General features: G+C 68.0%; 23 protein-coding genes. 11 read left to right on the top strand and 12 right to left on the bottom strand.

Annotated elements, in window-relative coordinates; translation table 11 throughout:
- Positions 1-278 precede the first annotated feature (278 nt).
- From pssA to GQ57_RS11750, 5 genes are all read right to left on the bottom strand, one after another.
- Entirely contained in the window at positions 279-1,151 is an 873-nt protein-coding gene (pssA, locus tag GQ57_RS11770; RefSeq protein ID WP_031401922.1) for a CDP-diacylglycerol--serine O-phosphatidyltransferase, read from the bottom strand.
- A gap of 15 nt (positions 1,152-1,166) precedes the next feature.
- Positions 1,167-1,811, bottom strand: a complete 645-nt coding sequence (locus GQ57_RS11765; RefSeq protein ID WP_031401923.1) for a phosphatidylserine decarboxylase — start codon at positions 1,809-1,811, stop codon at positions 1,167-1,169.
- Between the two features lie 127 nt (positions 1,812-1,938).
- Positions 1,939-2,955 carry a ketol-acid reductoisomerase gene (gene ilvC / locus GQ57_RS11760; protein WP_014896490.1) on the bottom strand — a complete coding sequence of 339 codons (1,017 nt, stop codon included), beginning with the start codon at positions 2,953-2,955 and terminating at the stop codon, positions 1,939-1,941.
- 95 nt (positions 2,956-3,050) lie between these two features.
- On the bottom strand, positions 3,051-3,542 hold the full coding sequence (gene ilvN / locus GQ57_RS11755; protein ID WP_006398781.1) for an acetolactate synthase small subunit: 492 nt from the start codon (positions 3,540-3,542) through the stop codon (positions 3,051-3,053).
- A gap of 110 nt (positions 3,543-3,652) precedes the next feature.
- Positions 3,653-5,416 carry an acetolactate synthase 3 catalytic subunit gene (locus GQ57_RS11750; RefSeq protein WP_031401924.1) on the bottom strand — a complete coding sequence of 588 codons (1,764 nt, stop codon included), beginning with the start codon at positions 5,414-5,416 and terminating at the stop codon, positions 3,653-3,655.
- 353 nt (positions 5,417-5,769) lie between these two features.
- Between GQ57_RS11750 and GQ57_RS11745 the strand changes: the two genes are divergently transcribed.
- The 11 genes from GQ57_RS11745 to GQ57_RS11695 all read left to right on the top strand — a co-directional run bounded on the left by GQ57_RS11745 (position 5,770) and on the right by GQ57_RS11695 (position 15,243).
- Positions 5,770-6,333, top strand: a complete 564-nt coding sequence (locus GQ57_RS11745) for an RNA polymerase sigma factor (RefSeq protein ID WP_021162797.1) — start codon at positions 5,770-5,772, stop codon at positions 6,331-6,333.
- The gene (locus tag GQ57_RS11740; RefSeq protein ID WP_031401925.1) at positions 6,330-6,755 is read left to right on the top strand and encodes a DUF3619 family protein; all 426 of its coding nucleotides are present in this window, start codon (positions 6,330-6,332) and stop codon (positions 6,753-6,755) included. The genes GQ57_RS11745 and GQ57_RS11740 overlap by 4 nt, the downstream gene beginning before the upstream one ends.
- A 26-nt stretch (positions 6,756-6,781) precedes the next feature.
- On the top strand, positions 6,782-7,537 hold the full coding sequence (locus GQ57_RS11735; RefSeq protein WP_034197945.1) for a DUF3106 domain-containing protein: 756 nt from the start codon (positions 6,782-6,784) through the stop codon (positions 7,535-7,537).
- Between the two features lie 6 nt (positions 7,538-7,543).
- The gene (locus tag GQ57_RS11730) at positions 7,544-8,050 is read left to right on the top strand and encodes an RDD family protein (protein WP_034197944.1); all 507 of its coding nucleotides are present in this window, start codon (positions 7,544-7,546) and stop codon (positions 8,048-8,050) included.
- Between the two features lie 222 nt (positions 8,051-8,272).
- Entirely contained in the window at positions 8,273-9,211 is a 939-nt protein-coding gene (locus GQ57_RS11725; RefSeq protein WP_031401928.1) for a UDP-2,3-diacylglucosamine diphosphatase, read from the top strand.
- A 29-nt stretch (positions 9,212-9,240) separates the two neighbouring features.
- Positions 9,241-10,275: a glycosyltransferase family 4 protein gene (locus GQ57_RS11720; RefSeq protein ID WP_031401929.1), complete on the top strand. Its 1,035-nt coding sequence runs from the start codon at positions 9,241-9,243 to the stop codon at positions 10,273-10,275.
- On the top strand, positions 10,272-10,808 hold the full coding sequence (locus GQ57_RS11715) for a diacylglycerol kinase (RefSeq protein WP_034197943.1): 537 nt from the start codon (positions 10,272-10,274) through the stop codon (positions 10,806-10,808). The genes GQ57_RS11720 and GQ57_RS11715 overlap by 4 nt, the downstream gene beginning before the upstream one ends.
- Positions 10,809-11,015: 207 nt before the next feature.
- A complete protein-coding gene (locus GQ57_RS11710; protein ID WP_031401931.1) occupies positions 11,016-11,759 on the top strand; it encodes a TetR/AcrR family transcriptional regulator in 744 nt (247 codons plus the stop codon).
- Positions 11,756-12,337: a TIGR00730 family Rossman fold protein gene (locus GQ57_RS11705; RefSeq protein ID WP_031401932.1), complete on the top strand. Its 582-nt coding sequence runs from the start codon at positions 11,756-11,758 to the stop codon at positions 12,335-12,337. The genes GQ57_RS11710 and GQ57_RS11705 overlap by 4 nt, the downstream gene beginning before the upstream one ends.
- A gap of 22 nt (positions 12,338-12,359) precedes the next feature.
- Positions 12,360-13,121: an SDR family oxidoreductase gene (locus GQ57_RS11700; RefSeq protein WP_031401933.1), complete on the top strand. Its 762-nt coding sequence runs from the start codon at positions 12,360-12,362 to the stop codon at positions 13,119-13,121.
- 229 nt (positions 13,122-13,350) lie between these two features.
- On the top strand, positions 13,351-15,243 hold the full coding sequence (locus GQ57_RS11695) for an ArnT family glycosyltransferase (RefSeq protein WP_034197942.1): 1,893 nt from the start codon (positions 13,351-13,353) through the stop codon (positions 15,241-15,243).
- A gap of 188 nt (positions 15,244-15,431) precedes the next feature.
- Here GQ57_RS11695 and GQ57_RS11690 read toward each other — a convergent pair whose 3' ends face one another.
- The 7 genes from GQ57_RS11690 to GQ57_RS11660 form a co-directional block, all read right to left on the bottom strand.
- Positions 15,432-16,049: a DUF924 family protein gene (locus GQ57_RS11690; RefSeq protein WP_031401935.1), complete on the bottom strand. Its 618-nt coding sequence runs from the start codon at positions 16,047-16,049 to the stop codon at positions 15,432-15,434.
- A complete protein-coding gene (locus GQ57_RS11685) occupies positions 16,046-16,777 on the bottom strand; it encodes an alanyl-tRNA editing protein (RefSeq protein ID WP_034197941.1) in 732 nt (243 codons plus the stop codon). Before GQ57_RS11685 ends, GQ57_RS11690 begins: the two co-directional genes overlap by 4 nt.
- Positions 16,778-16,881: 104 nt before the next feature.
- On the bottom strand, positions 16,882-17,292 hold the full coding sequence (locus GQ57_RS11680) for a group II truncated hemoglobin (RefSeq protein WP_031401937.1): 411 nt from the start codon (positions 17,290-17,292) through the stop codon (positions 16,882-16,884).
- 43 nt (positions 17,293-17,335) lie between these two features.
- On the bottom strand, positions 17,336-19,951 hold the full coding sequence (locus GQ57_RS11675; protein ID WP_034197940.1) for an ABC transporter permease: 2,616 nt from the start codon (positions 19,949-19,951) through the stop codon (positions 17,336-17,338).
- A complete protein-coding gene (locus GQ57_RS11670; protein WP_031401939.1) occupies positions 19,948-20,565 on the bottom strand; it encodes a DUF4126 domain-containing protein in 618 nt (205 codons plus the stop codon). The genes GQ57_RS11675 and GQ57_RS11670 overlap by 4 nt, the downstream gene beginning before the upstream one ends.
- A gap of 196 nt (positions 20,566-20,761) precedes the next feature.
- Positions 20,762-21,082: a quaternary ammonium compound efflux SMR transporter SugE gene (sugE, locus tag GQ57_RS11665; protein WP_031401940.1), complete on the bottom strand. Its 321-nt coding sequence runs from the start codon at positions 21,080-21,082 to the stop codon at positions 20,762-20,764.
- Between the two features lie 145 nt (positions 21,083-21,227).
- Positions 21,228-21,509, bottom strand: a complete 282-nt coding sequence (locus tag GQ57_RS11660) for a DUF333 domain-containing protein (protein ID WP_031401941.1) — start codon at positions 21,507-21,509, stop codon at positions 21,228-21,230.
- Positions 21,510-21,527: the final 18 nt, after the last annotated feature.

Below are 21,527 nucleotides of genomic sequence, written 5' to 3'. Positions count from 1 at the left end.
CGTAACGAGGTCGCGCCACCGCTGGCGACGCTCAACAACAGACGAAGCTTGACGGGGGGCGAGAACGGTCAGCGCGGCAGGCGCGCCGAAGCTAGCGCGCGTAGCGGCGCACCGGCTGGAAGGAGGGAGAAGCGGGGAAATGCAGTCATGCCGACGACTATAGCGACATTCCGCGGGGTGCGCAATCGGACGGCACCCCGGGGTGCCGCCTGCCCCGTTCGTAAAAGGGGCCAATGAAAACGGCGGCCCAGGGCCGCCGTTTCGGTGCAGATCGCGCGTCAGTGATCGCGCTGCGACGAGCGCGCCGGATTCGCGCGCCCGCGGACGGCCATGTAGGCCCAGAACACGTAGCCGGACAGCCCGTACAGCACGAACAGGCAGAACAGCATCAACGGCGGATCGGACGACACGAGCACGAACGCGACGACGACCAGCAGGATTGCCGCGAACGGCACGCGATGCCGCACGTCCAGCGCCTTGCCGCTGTAGAACGGCGCGTTCGACACCATCGTCACGCCCGCGTAGATCGTCAGCACGAACGCGACCCACGGCAGCCAGCCGAGCTTCATCGGCACGCGGTTGTCGGTGGCCAGCCACACGAAGCCCGCGATCAGTGCGGCGGCGGCCGGACTCGGCAGCCCCTGGAAGAAACGCTTGTCGACGACGCCGATGTTCGTGTTGAAGCGTGCGAGACGCAGCGCGGCGCCCGAGCAATAGACGAACGCGGCGAGCCAGCCCCAGCGGCCGAGATCCTTCAGCACCCACTCGTACATCACCAGCGCGGGCGCCACGCCGAACGACACCATGTCGGACAGGCTGTCGAACTGCTCGCCGAACGCGCTCTGCGTATGCGTCATGCGCGCGACGCGCCCGTCCATCCCGTCGAGCACCATCGCGACGAAAATCGCGATCGCGGCGATTTCGAAGCGCACGTTCATCGCCTGCACGACCGCGAAGAAGCCGCAGAACAGCGCCGCGGTGGTGAATGCGTTCGGCAGCAGATAGATGCCGCGCGTCTTCAGGAAGCGCTGGCGCGCGGCGCGGCGGCTCTCGATGGGCGCCGGATCGGGCGCCATCACCTTGTTGCGGCGAAACGGGCGTGGCGTCTGGCCGGCGCCGTTGCGCGGCCGACGCGGTTTGAATGCGGCCATCGTGCGCCCCGCCGCTTACTGCTCGAGTTCGGCGAGGATCGTCGACGACGCGTAGACTTTCTCGCCGATCGACACCTTCGCGCGGCTGCCGAGCGGCAGGTACACGTCGACGCGCGAACCGAAGCGGATGAAACCGTAGCGCTGGCCGCGCGACAGCGGCTCGCCGGCGCGGACGTAGCAAAGGATCCGGCGGGCGACGAGGCCGGCGATCTGCACGGCGGTGACGGTCTTGCCGCTCGCCGTCTGGATCACGACCGCATTGCGTTCGTTCTCGGTCGACGCCTTGTCGATCGCGGCGTTCAGGAACGCGCCCGGGAAGTATTCGACCTTGGTGATCGCGCCATCGACCGGCGAACGCTGCGAATGGACGTTGAAGACATTCATGAACACGCTGATCTTCAGCGCTTCGCGGTTCGCGTACGGATCCTGCGCGGTCTCGACCGCGACGATGCGGCCGTCGGCGGGGCACAGCACCGCGTTCGGCTGCGCGGGGATCGGGCGCTGCGGATCGCGGAAGAACTGGACGACGAAGACGAGCAGCAGCCAGAACGGCCACGCGAAGCCGAAGCCCCCGACGGCATGGATCAACAGCGCGATGACGGCTGCAATCGCGATGAACGGCCAGCCTTCGCGCGCGATGATCGGATGAGGATAGTTCATGGATTCGTTCTGTGTTCGGTGAATTGCAAAGCCCGTAGGATAGCAAAAGCCGCCCGGGGCACTGCTGCCTTCGGACGGCTTTTTGATACCGACCCTTCACTCGAAGGGCCGGAACAGCACGCGGTGCTTAGTTCTTCGTCTGGTCGACGAGCTTGTTCTTCGCGATCCACGGCATCATCGCACGCAGCTTCGCACCGACCTGCTCGATCTGGTGCTCGGCCGTCAGGCGGCGACGCGACTGCAGCGTCGGTGCGCCTGCCTTGTTCTCGAGAATGAAGCTCTTCGCGTACTCGCCCGTCTGGATGTCGGTCAGGCACTGCTTCATCGCCTTCTTCGTCTCTTCCGTGACGACGCGCGGGCCCGTCACGTACTCGCCGTACTCGGCGTTGTTCGAGATCGAGTAGTTCATGTTCGCGATGCCGCCTTCGTAGATCAGGTCGACGATCAGCTTCAGTTCGTGCAAGCACTCGAAGTACGCCATTTCCGGCGCGTAGCCTGCCTCGACCAGCGTCTCGAAGCCTGCCTTGATCAGCTCGACGGTGCCGCCGCACAGCACGGCCTGCTCGCCGAACAGGTCGGTTTCGGTCTCTTCACGGAAGTTCGTCTCGATGATGCCGGCACGGCCGCCGCCGTTCGCCGCCGCGTACGACAGCGCGATGTCGCGTGCCGCGCCCGACTTGTTCTGCGCAACCGCGATCAGGTGCGGCACGCCGCCACCTTGCGAGTACGTGCCGCGCACGGTGTGGCCCGGTGCCTTCGGCGCGATCATGATCACGTCGAGGTCGGCGCGCGGGATCACCGCACCGTAGTGGACGTTGAAGCCGTGCGCGAATGCCAGCGCCGCGCCTTGCTTGATGTTTTCGTGCACTTCCTTCGCGTACACGTCGGCGATCTGCTCGTCCGGCAGCAGCATCATCACGACGTCGGCGCCCTTCACCGCTTCCGCGACTTCCTTGACCGACAGGCCGGCGTTTTCGGCCTTGCTCCACGACGCGCCGCCCTTGCGCAGGCCGACCGTCACGTTCACGCCGCTGTCCTTCAGGTTCAGCGCGTGGGCATGGCCCTGCGAGCCGTAGCCGATGATCGTGACTTGCTTGCCCTTGATGAGGGAGAGGTCGGCGTCTTTGTCGTAGAAAACGTTCATGATGGTTCCTTCGCTAATTCAAAAATTCAACAATTCGTTCGGATGGAGTACTGCGGGCCGGGACATGACGGCGCACCCGGCGTGCCTGTTCGGCATCACACCTTCAGGATGCGCTCGCCGCGTCCGATGCCCGAGCTGCCGGTGCGCACGGTCTCGAGGATCGCGCCCGCGTCCAGCCCCTGGATGAATGCGTCGAGCTTGTCGCTCGCGCCCGTCAATTCGATCGTGTAGGTCTTTTCGGTCACGTCGATGATGCGGCCGCGGAAAATGTCCGACATCCGCTTCATTTCTTCGCGCTCCTTGCCCACTGCACGGACCTTGATCAGCATCAGCTCGCGTTCGATGTGTGCACCGTCGGTCAGGTCCACCACTTTCACCACCTCGATCAGGCGGTTCAGATGCTTCGTGATCTGTTCGATCACGTCGTCGGAGCCGATGGAAACGATGGTGAGCCGCGACAGCGATTGGTCTTCGGTCGGCGCCACCGTCAAGGTTTCGATGTTGTAGCCGCGTGCGGAAAACAGGCCGACCACGCGCGACAGCGCGCCCGGTTCGTTCTCCAGCAGGACGGAAATGATGTGTCTCATGTTCGCTTCTTCCAGAATGTACCGTGTCGATTCACTCGCGCCGCGCGCCGCCGCGTGCCGCACCGCCCTTCGTGAAGGCGGCCGCATCCGGGCCGGCGCGCGTCGCGCCGTTACAGATCTTCCGATCCGAGCAGCATCTCGGTGATGCCTTTGCCGGCCTGTACCATCGGCCAGACGTTTTCGGTCGGATCGGTCTGGAAGTCGAGAAACACGGTGCGATCCTTCAGGCGCAGCGCCTCCTTCAGCGCAGGCTCCACATCCGAGGTCTTTTCGATCCGCAGCCCGACATGGCCGTACGCTTCGGCGAGCTTCACGAAATCGGGCAGCGCATCCATGTACGAATGCGAATAGCGCTTGCTGTATTCGATCTGCTGCCACTGGCGGACCATGCCGAGGTAGCGGTTGTTCAGCGAAATGATTTTCACGGGCGTGTCGTACTGCAGACAGGTCGACAGCTCCTGGATGCACATCTGGATCGAGCCTTCGCCCGTGATGCACAGCACGTCGTCGTCCGGGTGCGCCATCTTGACGCCCATCGCCGCCGGCAGGCCGAAGCCCATCGTGCCGAGGCCGCCGGAGTTGATCCAGCGACGCGGCTTGTTGAATCGGTAGAACTGCGCCGCCCACATCTGGTGCTGGCCGACGTCCGAGCACACGAACGCATTGCCGTCCGTCAGCTCCCACGCCTTCTCGACCACGTACTGCGGCTTGATGATCTCGCTTGCGCGGTCGTATTTCAGGCAGTCCTTCGAGCGCCAGCCCTCGATGTCCTTCCACCATTGCGCGAGCGCCTCGGTGTCGGGGCCGTGCTCGGCCGTCTGCAGTTGCTCGATCAGCTCCTTCAGCACTTCCTTCACGTCGCCGACGATCGGGATGTCGACCTTCACCCGCTTCGAGATCGACGACGGGTCGATGTCGATATGGATGATCTTGCGCGGACGCGACGCGAAGTGCGCCGGATCGCCGATCACGCGGTCGTCGAAGCGGGCGCCGATCGCGATCAGCACGTCGCAGTGCTGCATCGCCATGTTCGCTTCGTAGGTGCCGTGCATGCCGAGCATGCCGAGGAATTTCCGGTCCGACGCGCGATAGCCGCCGAGGCCCATCAGCGTGTTCGTGACCGGGTAGCCGAGCAGGTCCGCGAACTGGTTCAGCTCGCGCGACGCGTCGGCGAGGATGATGCCGCCACCCGTGTAGATGTAGGGACGCTTCGCCGTCAGCAGCAGCGACACCGCCTTGCGGATCTGGCCCGAATGGCCCTTCGTGACGGGATTGTACGAACGCAGCGACACGCTCTTGACGGGCTCGTACTGGCACGGCGTCTTCGAGACGTCCTTCGGGATGTCGATCAGCACCGGGCCCGGACGGCCGGTGCGGGCGATGTAGAACGCCTTCTTGACGGTTTCCGCGAGGTCGCGCACGTCCTTCACGAGGAAGTTGTGCTTCACGCACGGACGCGTGATGCCGACGGTGTCGCACTCCTGGAAGGCATCCTGACCGATCGCGGCCGTCGGCACCTGGCCGCTGATCACGACCATCGGGATCGAATCCATGTACGCCGTTGCGATGCCGGTCACCGCGTTGGTGACACCGGGGCCCGACGTCACGAGACAGACGCCGACATTGCCGGTGGAACGCGCATACGCATCGGCTGCGTGCACGGCCGCCTGTTCGTGGCGCACCAGCACGTGCTGAATCTTGTCCTGCTTGTAAAGCTCGTCGTAGATGTAGAGAACCGAGCCGCCGGGGTAGCCCCAGATGAATTCGACGTTTTCGTCGGCCAGTGCCTTCATGAGCACGGTACCGCCGATGGAGTCGCTATCGGGAAGGGAAAGGGGTTCCGACGTGGAGAATTCCGCGCTGGGCATGTTCATGTTGACCTTTCGAATTTTCGGCAAAAAATTGATCGGGTGCTCTCTGCCGGGCTTGTGGCTCGGGTTCAAGCGGCGCGTCCAGTTTGAAGGGCGGGCTTCTTGGGCCAGCCTCAAATGAGACCATCACTTCATGTTGCGAATCGTTGACGATAGCGGGTCGTGCATGGGGCGTCAAGCAAAATATCCCGCAGTGCATCACGGGCACCGCCCGGCACCCGCCGCCGCGGCTCGCGCGCAACGTACGACGCCCGACCCGGTGCCAAGCGGCACGAAAATTTGATAGCATCCGCGGGTTTTACGAAATTTTTCGACCTTTTTCACACGCAGCAGCCCGCAGCGCATACCTTCACGGAATGGCATCAGACAAGGAACTCGCCGACTTTCTGGCGGGCGTCGAAAGGCGCGCGTTCAAGCAAGCTGCGTACGCCGTGCGTGACGACGATGCGTCGCTCGACATCGTGCAGGACGCGATGATCAAGCTCGCGGAGAAATACGGCGACCGGCCGGCGGCCGAGTTGCCGCTGCTTTTTCAGCGGATCCTGCAGAACGCGATCCACGACTGGTTCCGCCGGCAGAAAGTCCGCAACACCTGGGTCACGCTCTTCTCGTCGCTGAACAACACCGACGACGACGACTTCGACCCCCTCGAAACGCTCGAATCCGCGGACGACAATGCGGGCGTCGAGAGCAGCGAGCACCGGCTCGAAAGAGAACAGGTTCTGGCCCTGATCGACGAAGAAATCCAGAAGCTTCCGGCACGTCAACGGGAAGCGTTCCTGATGCGTTATTGGGAAGATATGGATGTCGCCGAGACTGCCGCCGCAATGGGGTGCTCCGAAGGCAGCGTCAAGACGCACTGCTCACGAGCCACCCACACGCTGGCGCAAGCGCTCAAGGCCAAAGGAATCACGCTATGAGCTCCGCTCCCGCAAATCGAGAACACGAATTCGCGCTGAAGGTGCGCCGCGCGCTGGACGAGCGCGCGGCCGCCCTGCCTGCCGCGACCACCGACCGTCTGGCCGTCGCCCGACGGGCCGCGCTCGCGCGCAAGAAGCCCGAAGCCGTGACCGCACCGGTGTTCGTGCCGGCCTTCGCCGGCGCGCCCGGCGCCTACGGCACGGGGCCCGCGAACCGCCCGCAGGCGTCGTTCGCTCGCCGCCTGCTGCGCGCGTGGCCGCTCGCGCTGCTGCTCGCGGGGCTCGTCGGCATCGCCTACTGGGAAGACATGCAGCGCACCGCCGAACTCGCCGACATCGACGCGGCGATGCTCAGCGACGACCTGCCGCTCAACGCGTATCTCGATCACGGGTTCAACGCGTATCTTTCGCGCGCTCACTAACAGACAATAACGAGGGGATCGCACGGGTGAGTCAGAAGCGCGGCCTGGCCGTATTTTTCGGATGCGTGATCGCGATCGCCGTTTCCTACGTCGCCACGTACTCCCGATTTCACCCGCCCCCCGCGACGACCGCCGTCGCGGCCAACAGCCCGGCCACGCCCGCGTCGGCCGCGACCGGGCTGACCACCGAACTCCCTCCGCTGCCGCTGCCGGCCGCCACCGGCCCGTTGTCGTGGGCGCGCCTCACGCCGGCGCAGCATGCTGCGCTCGCGCCGTTCGCCGACCAGTGGGACGGCTTCAGCGACGCCCGCAAGCGAAAATGGCTGAAGATCGCGTCGCGTTTCTCGAAATTGACGCCTGATGACCAGAAGCGCCTGCAGGAGCGGATGACCGAATGGGCGAAGATGACGCCCGAGCAGCGTCGCGTCGCGCGCGAGAACTACCAGAGCGCGAAGGAACTGTCCGCGCAGGCGCGCGAGCGCGCCTGGAAGGCGTACCAGCAGCTCCCCGAGGAACAGAAGGAACGTCTCGCGGCTGCCGAGCGCCGCCGCCGGCCGAGCGTCGTCAGTGCGCCGCCGACCGTCGCCGACCGCGACGTGCGCCGCCTCGTCAATTCGCACGAACATCCGGCGAGCGGCACGGCCGCCGTGCCGGCGCCCGCGTCGGCCGGTGCCGCCGCGCAACCGGTGCCGGCATCGGCGACGTCCGGCGCCGCATCCGTGCCGGCCGCCGTGTCGCCGGTGTCGCCCGCCGACGCGCCCTCGCTGTTCAAGGGCTCCTGAGCGGCCGTGGCCGACGCCCGCGCGCCCGCTGCCCCCGCCGCCGCGCCGTCCGTACGACGGCGCCTTGCCGCGCTGCTCTACGAAGGCGTGCTGCTGTTCGGCGTGGTGTTCTTCGCCGGGCTCGCGTTCAGCCTCGCGACGCAGCAACGCAACGGCCTCGTCCACCACAACCTGCTCGCCGCCTGGATCGCGCTGGTCGTCGGCGCGTATTTCGTCTGGTTCTGGACGCACGGCGGCCAGACCCTGCCGATGAAGACCTGGCGGCTGCGGCTCGAATCGTCGAGCGGCCGGCCGCTGAGCGCGGGCCACGCGCTCGTGCGCTACGCGCTCGGCTGGCTGTGGTTCCTGCCGCCGCTCGCGCTGCATCCGCTCCTCGGCCTGTCGGTGCCCGTCACGCTCGCACTGACCGCCGCCTGGATCGTCGCGTGGGCCGGCGCCGCCCGCCTGCATGCCGGCCGCCAGTTCCCGCACGACCGGATCGCGCGCACGCGCGTCGTTGCGATGCCGCGCTGACGCGCCGCATTCGCCAGACGAAAACCGCTCCCCCGCTCCGTCGATCCGGCCCCAGGCCTTGCCGGACAACCGCCGACCGCTCCGTTCGGCAGGTCGCACAACGCCCGCGCATTCACTGCCAAACACCCTTCAGCGGCCGTAATAAGAACGTCTTGTGACTGTCACGGCACAGTCACGCCCGCATGGCGGAATGCCGTTAATGTCAACCGGCGCGAGTCATGCATGGGCCAGAAAACGTCCGCGACCTCACTGTTACGTCACCCTCTCGGCGCACGCGCCGCCACCGCGTTCCTGTCCGATTCCGCCACGGCCGACGGCCTGGCGTCGCAAGAACCGCATGCCGGGCACGCCACGCAGCACGACGACCCCGATTCGGCCACGCATCGCTATCGCACCATCTGGCTGTCCGACATCCACCTCGGCTCGAGCGGCTGCCAGGCGCCGTACCTGCTCGACTTCCTGCGTCACAACGATTCGGAATACCTGTACCTCGTCGGCGACATCATCGACGGCTGGCAACTGAAGAAGGGCTGGTACTGGCCGCAGGCGCACAACGACGTCGTGCAGAAGATCCTGCGCAAGGCGCGCAAGGGCACGCAGGTCATCTATATCCCCGGCAACCACGACGAAGGCGCGCGGCAATTCTGCGATCTCGCGTTCGGCGACATCCACGTGCGCGGCGAGGCGTTCCACACGACGCTCGCGGGCAAACGTTTGTGGATCGTGCACGGCGACCTGTTCGACGGCGTGATCCAGCACGCGAAATGGCTCGCGTACCTCGGCGACACGCTCTACACGCTGATCCTCGTGCTGAACCGCTGGTTCAACCGGATCCGCAGCCGGCTCGGCTTCCAGTACTGGTCGCTGTCGCAGTACCTGAAGCACCAGGTCAAGAACGCGGTCAACTTCATCTCGCAGTTCGAGACCGTGATGACCGACGAGGCGCGTCGCCGCGGCTGCGACGGCGTCGTGTGCGGCCACATCCACAAGGCGGAGATCCGCGACATCGACGGCGTGCTGTACTGCAACGACGGCGACTGGGTCGAAAGCCTGTCCGCGCTCGTGGAAACGATGGAAGGCGAACTGAAGATCGTGTACTGGACGGTGATGCGCAGCGCACCGTCGGAAGCCCCGTCGCGCAAGGCCAAGGCCACCGCCTGACACAACCCTACTCACAGGACAATGCCGCGATGAAGATCATGATCGTCACCGACGCATGGGAACCGCAGGTCAACGGCGTCGTGCGCACGCTGAAGAGCACGTCGCGCGAACTCGTGGCGCTCGGCCATCGCGTCGAACTGCTGACACCGCTGGAATTCCGCACGGTGCCCTGCCCGACCTACCCCGAGATCCGCCTGTCGATCCTGCCGTACCGCAAGCTGCGCGCGCGGATCGACGCGTTCGCGCCCGACGCGCTGCACATCGCGACCGAAGGCCCGCTCGGCCTCGCCGCGCGGCGCTACGCGCGCGCGCGCAAGCTGCCGTACACGACCGCGTACCACACGCGCTTTCCGGAATACGTGCAGGCGCGCTTCGGCATCCCGCTGGCCGCGACCTACCGCTTCCTGCACTGGTTCCACGGGCCGTCGCTCGCGGTGATGGCGCCGACGCCGGTCGTCAAGCAGGACCTCGAGAAATACGGCTTCACGAACGTCGTGCTGTGGACCCGCGGCGTCGATCTCGACGTGTTCCGGCCGATGGAATCGAAGGTGCTCAATACCGCGCGGCCGATCTTCCTGTACGTGGGCCGCGTCGCGATCGAGAAGAACGTCGAGGCGTTCCTGCGTCTCGACCTGCCCGGCTCGAAGTGGGTCGCGGGCGAAGGCCCCGCGCTCGCGGAACTGAAGTCGCGCTATCCGGAGGCGAATTATCTCGGCGTGCTGTCACAGGCGGAGCTCGCGAAGGTGTATGCTGCGGCCGACGTGTTCGTATTCCCGAGTCGCACCGACACGTTCGGCCTCGTGCTGCTCGAGGCGCTCGCCTGCGGTACGCCGGTCGCCGCGTATCCCGTGACGGGCCCGATCGACGTGCTCGGCGAAGGCGACGCCGGCGCGATGCACGAGGACCTGCAGGAAGCCTGCCTCGAGGCGCTGAAGATCGAACGCACGACTGCGCGTGCCTGGGCGGAACGCTTTTCGTGGCGCGCGGCCTCCGAGCAGTTCGCGTCGCATCTGAAGCCGCTGCCGAAGACCGCGTACTCGCCAGCCGAAGGTGCCGCCGTTTGAAACGAGACCTGAACGACAAGACCCCGCCCCCCGCCGCGACGCCGCAACGGCATCGCCCGTTCGACGAGGAAGAGCCGCACGCCGAAGCGGACGCGCATGCGCACGAGCCGCTCGGTCCCGACGATCAACTCACGCCGCTGCCGCCGAACCCGTACAAGCGCCACCGCGGCATCACGCGCGCCTGGTTCGCGCTCAAGCATTCGCTGAACGGCTTTCGTGTCGCGATCCGCGAGGAGAGCGCGTTTCGGCAGGAGCTCACGCTCGCCGCGCTGATGCTGCCGATCGGCGCATTCGCGCCGGTGCCGGCCGCGTCGCGCGCACTGCTGATCGCGTCGGTGCTGCTCGTGCTGATCGTCGAGCTGCTGAACTCGAGCGTCGAGGCCGCGATCGACCGCATCTCGCTCGAGCGCCACGAACTCTCCAAGCGCGCCAAGGATCTCGGCAGTGCGGCCGTGACGGTCGCGCTGTTCGCGTGCGTGACGACGTGGGGCTTCGTGCTCGGCCCGGTCGTCGCACGCTGGCTCGGCTTCTAGCGAACAGCCCGGCGGGCACGCCGCGCACCGCCCCGCGTGCGGCGCTGCACCATGCGCCGCGCGGGGCCGCGAACACGAAATGCGCCCGATGTTGCGAAACCCCGGTTTATAATCGTCCGCTAGACATAGAACAGCAACCCGCGCCGGACGAATCACGCAGCATCGATTGCAGCGCCCGCCAGTCCGGCACACACAGGGCCGGACGACATGGAAGCGAAACCTCCCCGCCGCACCCGCGAACGGATTCTCGAGTTGTCGTTGAAACTCTTCAACGAGATCGGCGAGCCGAACGTCACGACCACGACGATCGCCGAGGAAATGGAAATCAGTCCAGGCAACCTGTACTACCATTTCCGCAACAAGGACGACATCATCAACAGCATCTTCGCGCAGTTCGAGCAGCAGATCGAACGGCGGTTGCGTTTCCCGGAAGATCACCGTCCGACGATCGACGAAACCTGGTCGTACCTGCAGTACATGGCCGATTTCATGTGGACCTACCGGTTCCTGTATCGCGACCTCAACGACCTGCTCGCACGCAACCGCACGCTCGAGACGCACTTCAAGCAGATCATCAGCCACAAGGTGCGCTTCGCGCGCGAGATGTGCGAGCTGCTCGTGTCGGACACCGAAATGGTCGCGACGCCCGCCGAGATCGAGGTCATCGCCACCAACATGGCCGTGATCTCGACGTACTGGCTGTCGTACCAGTACGTGATGCACCCGCGCAAATACAACGACCAGGATGCGATCCGCGAGGAACTGCACCAGGTCAGCATGCACGTGATCTCGGTGATGGCGCCGTACCTGCGCGGCCGCTCGCGCCAGCTGTTCGACGATCTGGTCTCCGGCAAGCTGCCGAAGCGCCAGTTCACCGATTATCTGCCGCCGCGCGACGGTTCGCCGCGGCCGGCCGGCGGGCACGCGCCCGCCAAGGATGCCAAGCAATGAAGGCAGTCTGTGTTTACTGCGGCTCGTCGTCCGGCGTGCGGCCCGTCTATGCCGACGCCGCGCGTGCGTTCGGGCGTGCGCTCGTCGATGCGGGCCTCACGCTCGTCTACGGCGGCGGCCGTGTCGGCCTGATGGGCGTGATCGCCGACGAAGTGATGGCGGCCGGCGGCCGTGCGGTCGGCGTGATTCCCGAACTGCTCGTCGACAAGGAAGTGGGCCATACGGGGCTGTCGGAACTGCACGTCGTGCCCGACATGCACCACCGCAAGAAAATGATGGCCGACCTGTCCGACGCGTTCGTCGCGATGCCCGGCGGCGCCGGCACGCTCGAGGAACTCTTCGAGGTCTACACGTGGGCGCAGCTTGGCTATCATCGCAAGCCCGTCGCGCTCTACAACATCGACTCGTTCTACGATCCGCTGATCGCGCTGCTGCGTCATACGGTCGACGAAGGCTTCATGCGCCCGGCCTATTTCGACGCACTGTGCGTCGAATCGGAACCCGTCGAACTGATCGAGCGGCTGCGTCGCTACCAGCCGCCCGCCCGCGACAAGTGGGCGCCCGACTCGGCAAAGTAACCCTCGACAAAACCCGTACGCCATGACCGCACCCACCGACCGCAAGGCTGTCCTCATCACCGGCGCGAGCCGCGGCATCGGCCGCGCGACCGCCGTGCTGGCGGCCGAGCACGGCTGGGACGTCGGCATCAACTATGCGCGCGACGCAGCGGCGGCCGAACTCACCGCGCAGGCAGTCCGCGACGCGGGCGGCCGTGCGTGCATCGTCGCGGGCGACGTCGCGAACGAGGCGGACGTCATCAAGATGTTCGATACCGTCGCGGCGGCGTTCGGACGCCTCGACGCGCTCGTCAACAACGCCGGCATCGTCGCGCCGTCGCTGCCGCTTGCCGACATGCCGGCCGACCGGCTGCGGCGGATGTTCGACACCAACGTGCTCGGCGCATACCTGTGCGCACGCGAAGCCGCGCGCCGGCTGTCCACCGACCGCGGCGGCCGCGGCGGCGCGATCGTCAACGTCTCGTCGATCGCGGCCCGGATCGGCTCGCCGAACGAATACGTCGATTACGCAGGCTCGAAAGGCGCGGTCGATTCGCTGACGATCGGCCTCGCGAAGGAACTCGGCCCGCACGGCGTGCGCGTCAACGCGGTACGCCCCGGCCTGATCGAGACCGACATCCACGCAAGCGGCGGCCAGCCGGGCCGGGCGGCCCGCCTCGGCGCCACGACGCCGCTCGGTCGCGCGGGTGAAGCGCGGGAGATCGCCGAGGCGATCGTCTGGCTGCTCGGCGACGCGGCGTCTTACACGACGGGCGCCCTGCTCGACGTCGGCGGCGGCCGGTAATCCCGCGCCGAGGTCCATCCAGTTTCATCGCCGGACGCAATCCGTCGTCAGGACACCACAAATCTCCACAATTTCGAGACAGTTTCAGTAAGCCCCCGTAACAATTCCGTGGTTTACTACCAGACATCAGACAGGTGCCTGAAAACACCTGTCCGTCGCCCCCTGATGTGGCCCTTACCGGTCCTGCCCATGTAGCCGGACCCGCTCGACTCGACCCGAGACTCCTTCCATGCCTGGAACCGCAGCGCCCGGCCGGCGACGCACGTCCGTGCCCGCTCCGGCTCAGCCTACCCGTTCGACTGCTGATGCCGACCTCATTGCAACGCTCGACGTCGCCGGCACACCCGCCGCGACCGCTAACGCCGCAACCAGCGCCACGCGCGAACGCGCGCTCCTGCTCGGCTGGCGCGCGTGGCTGCTCGTCGTCGCGCTGATCTGCGCGTACACGCTGCCGGGCGTGCTCGGCCACGATCCCTGGAAGCAGGACGAAACCTACACGTTCGGCATCATCCAGCACATGCTCGAAACCGGCGACTTCGTCGTGCCGACCAACGCCGGCCTGCCGTTCATGGAGAAGCCGCCGCTTTACGCGTGGGTCGCGACCAGCCTCGCCTGGCTGCTGCAGCGCGTGATGCCGCTGCACGACGCGGCCCGGCTCGCGAGTGCGCTGTTCGCTGCGCTCGCGTTCGGCTTCATCGCACGCGCGGCCCGCGTCGCCAGCCGCTCGGACAGTTGGCTGGACCTGCGCGTGATGGGTCCGGTCGCGTTGAGCGCGGGCACCCTCGTTGTCATCAAGCACACGCACGACATGATGACGGACGTGGCGCTGTTCGCGGGCACGGCGATCGGCTTCTGCGGGCTGCTCGAACTCGTGACGCAGCACGTCGCGCGCGCGCAGCAGATGCGTCACGGGCTGCCGGTCCGGCCGTCGAGCCGCTGGGCCGCGCCGATCTTCGGCGCGGGCGTCGGCATCGCGCTGATGACGAAGGGGCTGTTCGTACCGCTCGTGTTCGCGGCCACGCTTGCGGGCACGATGGTGCTGTACCCGGCCTGCCGCACCCGCTCGTTCGCGCGCTCGCTCGGCGTCGCCGCGCTCGTGTTCGCGCCGTTCGCGCTCATCTGGCCGACCGCGCTGTTTCTGCGCTCCGAGACGCTGTTCATGACGTGGTTCTGGGATAACAACGTCGGCCGCTTCTTCGGGTTCTCCGTCCCCGTACTGGGCGCGGAAAACGACAAACCGCTCTTTATCCTGCGTGCTTTCCTGCTGGTCGGCTTCCCGGTCGCGCCGCTCGCGATCGCCGCGCTCGCGCGCGGCGCGTGGCGCGACTGGCGCACGCCCCGCATCGCGTTGCCCGTAATGTTCGCGGGCATCGGGCTCGTCGTGCTGCAGGTGTCCGCGACGTCGCGACAGCTCTACATCCTGCCGTTCTTCGCGCCGCTCGCGCTGGTCGCCGCACTGGCCATCGAACGCCTGCCGCGCCGGCTGCATCTCGCATGGGATTACCTGAGCCGCATCCTGTTCGGCACGGTTGCCGCGCTCGCGTGGGCCATCTGGGCGATCATGGCCGATCCGGCCGCGTCGCGCGCGAATCTCGCGCCGCTCGGCCGCTGGCTGCCACTCGACTGGACGATACCGATCGAGCCCGCACTCTTGATCGGCGCGCTCGCGCTGACGGCCGGCTGGCTGACGCTGCTGCCGAAGCTGCGCCTGACGGGGCTGTGGCGCGGCGCGCTGTCGTGGGGCGCAGGCGCACTCGTCGCATGGGGGCTCGTCTATACGCTGCTGCTGCCATGGCTCGACGTTGCGAAGAGCTACCGCTCGGTGTTCGACGACCTGAACGCCCATCTGGCGCTCGAATGGAACGACGGCGACTGCATGGCGAGCCTGCACGGGCTCGGCGAATCGGAAGCGCCGATGCTGTACTACTTCTCCGGCATCCAGCACATGCCGATCGACAATGCCAATACGACGCGCTGCACCTGGATGATCGTCCAGGGCGTGCGGGCCGTCGATCCGGCGCCCGGCAGCGAATGGCAGTTGTTCTGGACGGGTGCGCGGCCCGGCGACAACGAGGAATTGCTGCGCGTCTACGTGCGCACGCCCGAGCAGCACCTGCAGTAACACACGGCGGCACGGCATGCCGCCGTGCCTGTCTCGACGCCCATGTCCGGCGAAGGTCGACACGGGCTGCGTGAACGATGCGCCGCCGCGAAACTCACATCGCCGGCCGACTCCCCCGACCGCTACGACATGGCGCCCGCACGGGCTCCGCAGCGGCGCGCCCGCCGCTCACGACGCCGCCCGGATCGTCAGAACGACGAGCCGGGCTCCCGCAGAAACGCTGTTTCCTCATCGGTCGACGTACGGCCGAGAATCGCATTCCGGTGCGGAAAGCGCCCGAAACGCTCGACGACGGCCGCGTGCAGCAACGCGAAGCCGTGATAGCTCGCGCACCCCGCTTCGTCGCGAATGCCGGCGCACAGGCGCACGGCCTCGCGCTGGCTCTCGGCCGACTCGTCATGCTCGAATGGCAGATAGGCGAACACGCGGTGATGCCCGCTCGGCAATTGCGCGTCCCAGCCGTCCGCGACGACGCGGCGCGCGAGCGCCAGCGCCTTCGGATCGGCGGCAAACGCGCGCGGCGTGCCGCGATGGATATTGCGCGAGAACTGGTCGAGCACGACGATCAACGCCAGCGCGCCCGCCGGCGAAACGGCCCAGCGATCGCAGGCGCCGTCGCAGGCCGCGTCGAGCAGCGCGCCGTAGCGCGTGCGCAGCAGGTCGTCGAAGGCCGCGCCGCCGTTGAACCAGACCTTGCGCTGCTGCCCGAATTCGGCCGAGCCCGGCTCGCCGAACCAGAAATCGAGAATCTCCCGCGCTTGCGGGTCCAGCGCAGCCGCGCCGGCCTTCGGCGTGTCGATCGTCATGCAAACTCCAGTACGAGGCGCCGTGTGCGCGCACTCTTCTTTTCCAGTTTCGCGACCCGCAGCCCGCCGATTTCCGCCGTGTTGCGCACATGGGTCCCGCCACAAGGCTGCAGGTCGACCGCCTCGATGCGCAACAGCCGCACGCGGCCGAGGCCCATCGGCGGCTTCACGCTCATCGTACGCACCAGGTCGGGCCGCGCGGCCATCTCGTCGTCGGTGATCCACTCGGTCGTCACGGGGTGCGCGCCGGCGACCAGGCCGGCGAGGCGCCGCTCGACATCGTCGCGGTCGATCGCGTCGGACGTCGCGAAATCGAGCCGCACGTAGTCGGCGGTCACGCTGCAGCCGTCGACCCCATACGGCAGCACCGCGCACATCAGGTGCGCGGCCGTATGCAGGCGCATGTGCCGATAGCGGCGCAGCCAGTCGATCTCCGCCGCCACGCGCGTGCCGGGCGTCAGCCTCGCGATGCCCGCTTCCTGCCCCGGTGCGGGCACGTGCACGGCATCGTCGGGCGTCGCGCCGTCGAACTTCGCCTTGCGCGTGTCGGCAATCGCGATCGTGCTGCCGTCGGGCAGCGTCAGCGTGCCGGTGTCGCCGGCCTGGCCGCCGCCGAGCGGATAGAACACGGTGCGGTCGAGCCGGATGCCGTCGTCGCCGACGGCCAGAACGACCGCATCGCATTGCGTGAGGTACGCGTCTTCACGGAACAGCGCTTGTGTCGTCATCGGGCGAGCCTCGTATCGTTGCGGGAAACGGTCAGTGTCGCGCCGTGCCGCACGCGCGCCCAGACGCAGATCGCCCTGCGCGCAGGCAGCGGCGTACCGGTCGGTCAACCGGGCCGGTTGCGCATCCAGTCGGCCGTGTCGTAGAACGAATGCATGAGCCGCTCGCGCAGCGGTTCGGGCAACCCGATGTCATCCATCGCCCACGCCATGCAACGCAGCCACTGGTCGCGCTCGACCGATGCGATCGGGAACGGCAGGTGCCGCGCGCGCAGCCGCGGATGGCCGAACCGGCTGATGTAGTGGTCGGGGCCGCCGAGCCAGCCGCACAGGAACCAGAACAGCTTGTCGCGCGAGCCGTCGAGCGACTGCGGATGCAGCGCGCGAATCTCCGCGAACTCGGGCTCGAGGTCCATCAGGTCGTAGAAACGGTCCACCATGTCGCGCACGCGGGCTTCGCCGCCCACGAGCTCGAACGCCGTCGGCTGCGACGGCGCATCGTCATTCACATCGGTCATACGGATAGTCGGAAAACGGGATCTTCGGGGCCGCCGGCGACGCTCATGCGTCGCGCAGCGACTGCAGCGCGGGGCGCCGCAACACATTATGCAGGCTCAGCCAGCCGGCCGCACCGGCGCACGCGACGCCGGCCGCGATGCCGGCCGGCACGAGCCACGGATCGACGGCAAGCCGGAAGTCGAACACGCGCGATGCGAGCACCCAGCCGACCGCGATCGCACCGGCCGACGCCAGCGCACCGGCCAGCACGCCGACCACGACGAATTCCGCGCGCTGCACCGCCACCACCTGCGCGCGCGACGCGCCGAGCGCGCGCAGCAGCGCGGCCTCGCGCACGCGCTCGTCGCGCGAGCCGGCAAGCGCCGTGTACAGCACGAGCACGCCGGCCGCGAGCGTGAACGCGAACAGGAACTGCACCGCGCCGACCACCTGCAGCATCATCCGCTGCAGTTGCGCGAGGATCGGCGCGACGTCGATCGCGGTCAGGTTCGGATAGCGCGCGATCAGCGGGTCGAGCAGCGCGGCGTCCGACGCCGGCAAATGGAAGCTCGTCAGGTAGACGGCCGGGAAATCCTTCAGCACCGGCGGCGGCATCAGCACGAAGAAATTGACGCGGAACGAGCCCCAGTCGAGCTTGCGCACGCTCGTGATCGGCGCGTCGACCGTCAGCCCCGTCACGTCGAAGCGCAGCGTATCGCCCGGCTTCACCTTCAGCGTCTTCGCGAGGCCGGCCTCGATCGAGATCTGCGGTGTGGCCGCGGTGCCGAACCAGTTGCCCGCGACGATCCGGTTGTCGGACGGCAACTCGGTCGTATACGACAGGTTGAACTCGCGGTCGACGAGCCGGCGCGCCTCGTCGGACGGGTAGGCATCCGGATTCACCGGCTTGCCGTTGATCGCGACGAGACGGCCGCGCACCATCGGCGCGGGCACCGCGTCGCGCACGCCGTGCGTGGCCAGATAGGCCGCGACGTCGTCGCGCTGGTCGGGCTGGATGTCGATCAGGAACTGGTTCGGCGCATCGGGCGGCGTCGACTGCCGCCAGCCCGCGACGAGGTCGTTGCGCATGATCGCGATCAGCAGCAGGCACATCAGCCCGAGCGCGAGCGCGGTGATCTGCAGCGCGCTCGCCGTGCCGCGCCGCTGCAGCGACGCGAGCGCGTAGCGCCAGCCGATGCCGGCGGCCACGCGCGCATTGCGCACCGCGCGCGCGGCGGCGAACAGCACGAGCCGCGCGACCAGCGCGAAGCCGACCAGCGCGCCGGCGAAACCGCCCGCGACGATCAGGCCGAGCTTCAGGTCGCCGGCGGCCACGATCAGCAGCCCCGCGAACAGCACGACGCCGATCGCATACGCGGCCCACGCGGTGCGCGACGCTTCGCCCCATTCACGGCGCAACACACGCACCGGCGGCACCCGCGTGAGCGGCACGAGCGGCGGCAGCGCGAAGCCGAGCAGCAGCACCAGTGCGGCGCCCATGCCGATCAGCGCGGGCCACAGCGTGGGCGGCGGCAGCACAACGTCGATCAGGCCGCCGAGCGCGGCCAGCAATGCCCAGTGGCCGCCGTAGCCGAGCAGCGCGCCCGCGGCACCCGACACGATCCCGATGCCGGCGAATTCGAGCGCGAACAGCGCACCGAGCGTGCGACGGCTTACGCCGAGGCAGCGCATCGTCGCGCAGCCGTCGAGATGGCGCCGCATGTAGCGCTGCGCGGCCATCGCGATCGCGACCGCCGCGAGCAGCGCGGTCAGCAGCGCGACGAGCGTCAGGAAGTGGCGCGCGCGATCGAGCGTCTGCCGCACCTGCGGCTGGCCCTCCTGCAACGACTCGAGACCGACGCCGCGCAGCTTCCCGCCATCGACGCGTTCGTGCGCATAGGTTTCGAAGCGCGCGACGGCCTGCTGGTCGCCGGCGACCAGCAGCCGATACGTGACGCGACTGCCGTAGCCGGTGAGCCCCGTCGCGGCAAGCTCGTCCGCGCGCATCATTAGCCGCGGAGAGAAATTGACGAACGAGAAGCCGCGATCGAGTTCGCGGGAGATCGACGCGGCGACCGTGAACGTGCGCAGCCCGACGCGCACGGTGTCGCCCGCCTTCAGGTGCAGTGCATCGAGCAGCGCGGGATCGGCCCACACGGTGCCGGGCGCGGGAATCGCGGCCGCCTTCTGCGCAGCGGCGGCGCCGGCCGGCAGGATCTCGACCGCGCCGCGCAGCGGATAGCCGGGCGACACGGCCTTCACGGCCGCGAGACGCGACGGCGCCGCGTCGGCGCCCTGCCCGGGCGCGGCGGACGCGATCATGCTCGGGAAGATCGCGGTCGTCGCGGTCCGCAGGCCGAGCGTGCGGGCCTGCCGGTCGAACGACGGATCGACGGGGCGATCGGCGCGCACGACGAAATCGGCGCCGAGCATCTGGCGCGCGTCGCGCTCGAGCCCCTGGCGCAGCCGGTCGGCGAGAAAGCCGACGCTCGTCAGCGCCGCGACCGCGAGCACCAGCGCGAGCACCAGCAGCGTCAGCTCGCCCGCGCGCCAGTCGCGCGCGGTCATCCGGGCGGCCTGGCGGATCAGGTCGTGCAGGCCGAAGCGGCCGGCATGCGCGCGCACGTCATGGCCGGATTGCCCGGCCGGCGGCTGCGCCGCGTGTTGCGGCTCCTTCAATCGCGCTTCCCCCCGATCGAGTTGAGTCGCGACACCATGTGGTTCGCCATCCCGCGAAAGCCGCCCGAGACGCCGCGCCACAGGCGCGGGAGCGCCCACGCGGAAGCCGCGATGAAGGCGGCGAGCAGCACGAGGAACGCGAGCGGCACGAAGAACGCGAGCGCGAGCCCGCCGACCACGAGGCCGTCCTCGGTCGACGATGCGACCCAGTTCGAGATCGGTTCGGGCGACAGGTTGATCAGCGCACGCGTGCCGGCCTTCGCGACGTGCGCGGCGCCGGCCAGCGAACCGCCGGCGAGCCCCGCGACCGCGAGCACGGTCGGATCGGCATGACCGAGGGCGCCGGCTGCGAGCACGGCGCCGGCGGGGATGCGGATGAAGGTGTGCACGGCATCCCACAGCGAGTCGAACGCGGGGATCTTGTCGGCGAGGAATTCGGTGACGGCGAGCACGGCCGCCGCGCCGATGACCCACGGCGACATCAGGACGGCCAGCGTGTCGGGCAGATGGAGCCAGCCGACCCGCGCCAGCAGGCCGGCGATCAGCACCGTCAGGTACAGGCGCAGGCCGCTCGCCCACGCGAGCCCCGCGCCGAGCGAAATGGCTTCGATCATGGCCCTCTCCTTGCACTTTCCGTGCGCTTTGCCGATTGATCGGATCGGGTCGGACAGACCGGCCGCGCGGCGCGTGGCGGCCGGCGCCGCGGCCGCGAACGGCGGCACGGCAACATTCAGGCCCGAATGCGTTCCATTATAGACAGGCCTGACGGGCCGCCGGCGCAATTCCGCAGTGCGGCACCCGGTGCGGACGTCAGGCGGCCGACGACAGCTTCAGGCCGACCAGCCCGGCGACGATCAGCGCCGCGCTCGCGACGCGCGCGACGGTCAGCGCCTCGCCCATCATCACGATGCCGAACACGAACGCACCGACCGCGCCGATGCCCGTCCATACCGCGTATGCGGTGCCGAGCGGCAACTGGCGCATCGCGACCGCGAGCAGCCCGAAGCTGGCCAGCGCCGTCACGATCGTAAACACCGACGGACCGAGCTTCGTGAAGCCGTCCGACGATTTCATGCCGGCCGCCCAGGCCACTTCCAGCACACCGGCAATCAACAACAATACCCACGCCATCTCGACGCACTCCGTATCGGATGGGGCCGTCCCCGTTGAAGCGAATGGCCCGGGGTCGTCCCCGGGCGGCGCCGAGTATAACAAGAGGCTTACAGACGCGGCGCGCGGCCGGCGGCCGGCCCGGGGCAGGATCGGCCGGGGGCGCTCAGTTCGACACGCGCTTCGCGGCGGCTCCGCCGACGCAGCGGTCGTCGCGGTACAGCGCCCACTCCTCGCACACGCGGCCGTCCTTGAACATGCACATGCCGACCTGCCCGCGCGGCAAGCTGCGGATCACGTGGCGACCGCCGAGCTTCTCGCAGTTGACCGAGGCGGGATTGGCCAGCGACGCCTGCGCGGGCGGCTGTTGCCCCGGCGGCAGCGGTTGGGCGAACGCGCCGGGCGCAGCAAGCGCCAGCGCACAGATGACGACCAGACGGACGGACATTGCACGCTCCTCGTTTTC

The organism is Burkholderia sp. MSh2 (genome assembly GCF_000731655.1).
Taxonomy (GTDB): Bacteria; Pseudomonadota; Gammaproteobacteria; order Burkholderiales; family Burkholderiaceae; genus Burkholderia; species Burkholderia paludis.
Note: the sequence above shows the minus strand (reverse complement) of the source record. Positions and strands in the feature narration are given on the sequence as shown.

Coding starts and splice junctions, on each gene's coding strand:
- ilvC (WP_014896490.1), bottom strand. CDS start 2,955: ATGAACGTTTTCTACGACAAAGACGCCGACCTCTCCCTCATCAAGGGC.
- GQ57_RS11720 (WP_031401929.1), top strand. CDS start 9,241: ATGAAGATCATGATCGTCACCGACGCATGGGAACCGCAGGTCAACGGC.
- GQ57_RS11750 (WP_031401924.1), bottom strand. CDS start 5,416: ATGAACATGCCCAGCGCGGAATTCTCCACGTCGGAACCCCTTTCCCTT.
- GQ57_RS11745 (WP_021162797.1), top strand. CDS start 5,770: ATGGCATCAGACAAGGAACTCGCCGACTTTCTGGCGGGCGTCGAAAGG.
- GQ57_RS11705 (WP_031401932.1), top strand. CDS start 11,756: ATGAAGGCAGTCTGTGTTTACTGCGGCTCGTCGTCCGGCGTGCGGCCC.
- GQ57_RS11725 (WP_031401928.1), top strand. CDS start 8,273: ATGGGCCAGAAAACGTCCGCGACCTCACTGTTACGTCACCCTCTCGGC.
- GQ57_RS11670 (WP_031401939.1), bottom strand. CDS start 20,565: ATGATCGAAGCCATTTCGCTCGGCGCGGGGCTCGCGTGGGCGAGCGGC.
- GQ57_RS11765 (WP_031401923.1), bottom strand. CDS start 1,811: ATGAACTATCCTCATCCGATCATCGCGCGCGAAGGCTGGCCGTTCATC.
- GQ57_RS11680 (WP_031401937.1), bottom strand. CDS start 17,292: ATGACCGATGTGAATGACGATGCGCCGTCGCAGCCGACGGCGTTCGAG.
- GQ57_RS11695 (WP_034197942.1), top strand. CDS start 13,351: ATGCCTGGAACCGCAGCGCCCGGCCGGCGACGCACGTCCGTGCCCGCT.
- GQ57_RS11710 (WP_031401931.1), top strand. CDS start 11,016: ATGGAAGCGAAACCTCCCCGCCGCACCCGCGAACGGATTCTCGAGTTG.
- GQ57_RS11660 (WP_031401941.1), bottom strand. CDS start 21,509: ATGTCCGTCCGTCTGGTCGTCATCTGTGCGCTGGCGCTTGCTGCGCCC.
- sugE (WP_031401940.1), bottom strand. CDS start 21,082: ATGGCGTGGGTATTGTTGTTGATTGCCGGTGTGCTGGAAGTGGCCTGG.
- GQ57_RS11740 (WP_031401925.1), top strand. CDS start 6,330: ATGAGCTCCGCTCCCGCAAATCGAGAACACGAATTCGCGCTGAAGGTG.
- GQ57_RS11685 (WP_034197941.1), bottom strand. CDS start 16,777: ATGACGACACAAGCGCTGTTCCGTGAAGACGCGTACCTCACGCAATGC.
- ilvN (WP_006398781.1), bottom strand. CDS start 3,542: ATGAGACACATCATTTCCGTCCTGCTGGAGAACGAACCGGGCGCGCTG.
- GQ57_RS11700 (WP_031401933.1), top strand. CDS start 12,360: ATGACCGCACCCACCGACCGCAAGGCTGTCCTCATCACCGGCGCGAGC.
- pssA (WP_031401922.1), bottom strand. CDS start 1,151: ATGGCCGCATTCAAACCGCGTCGGCCGCGCAACGGCGCCGGCCAGACG.
- GQ57_RS11690 (WP_031401935.1), bottom strand. CDS start 16,049: ATGACGATCGACACGCCGAAGGCCGGCGCGGCTGCGCTGGACCCGCAA.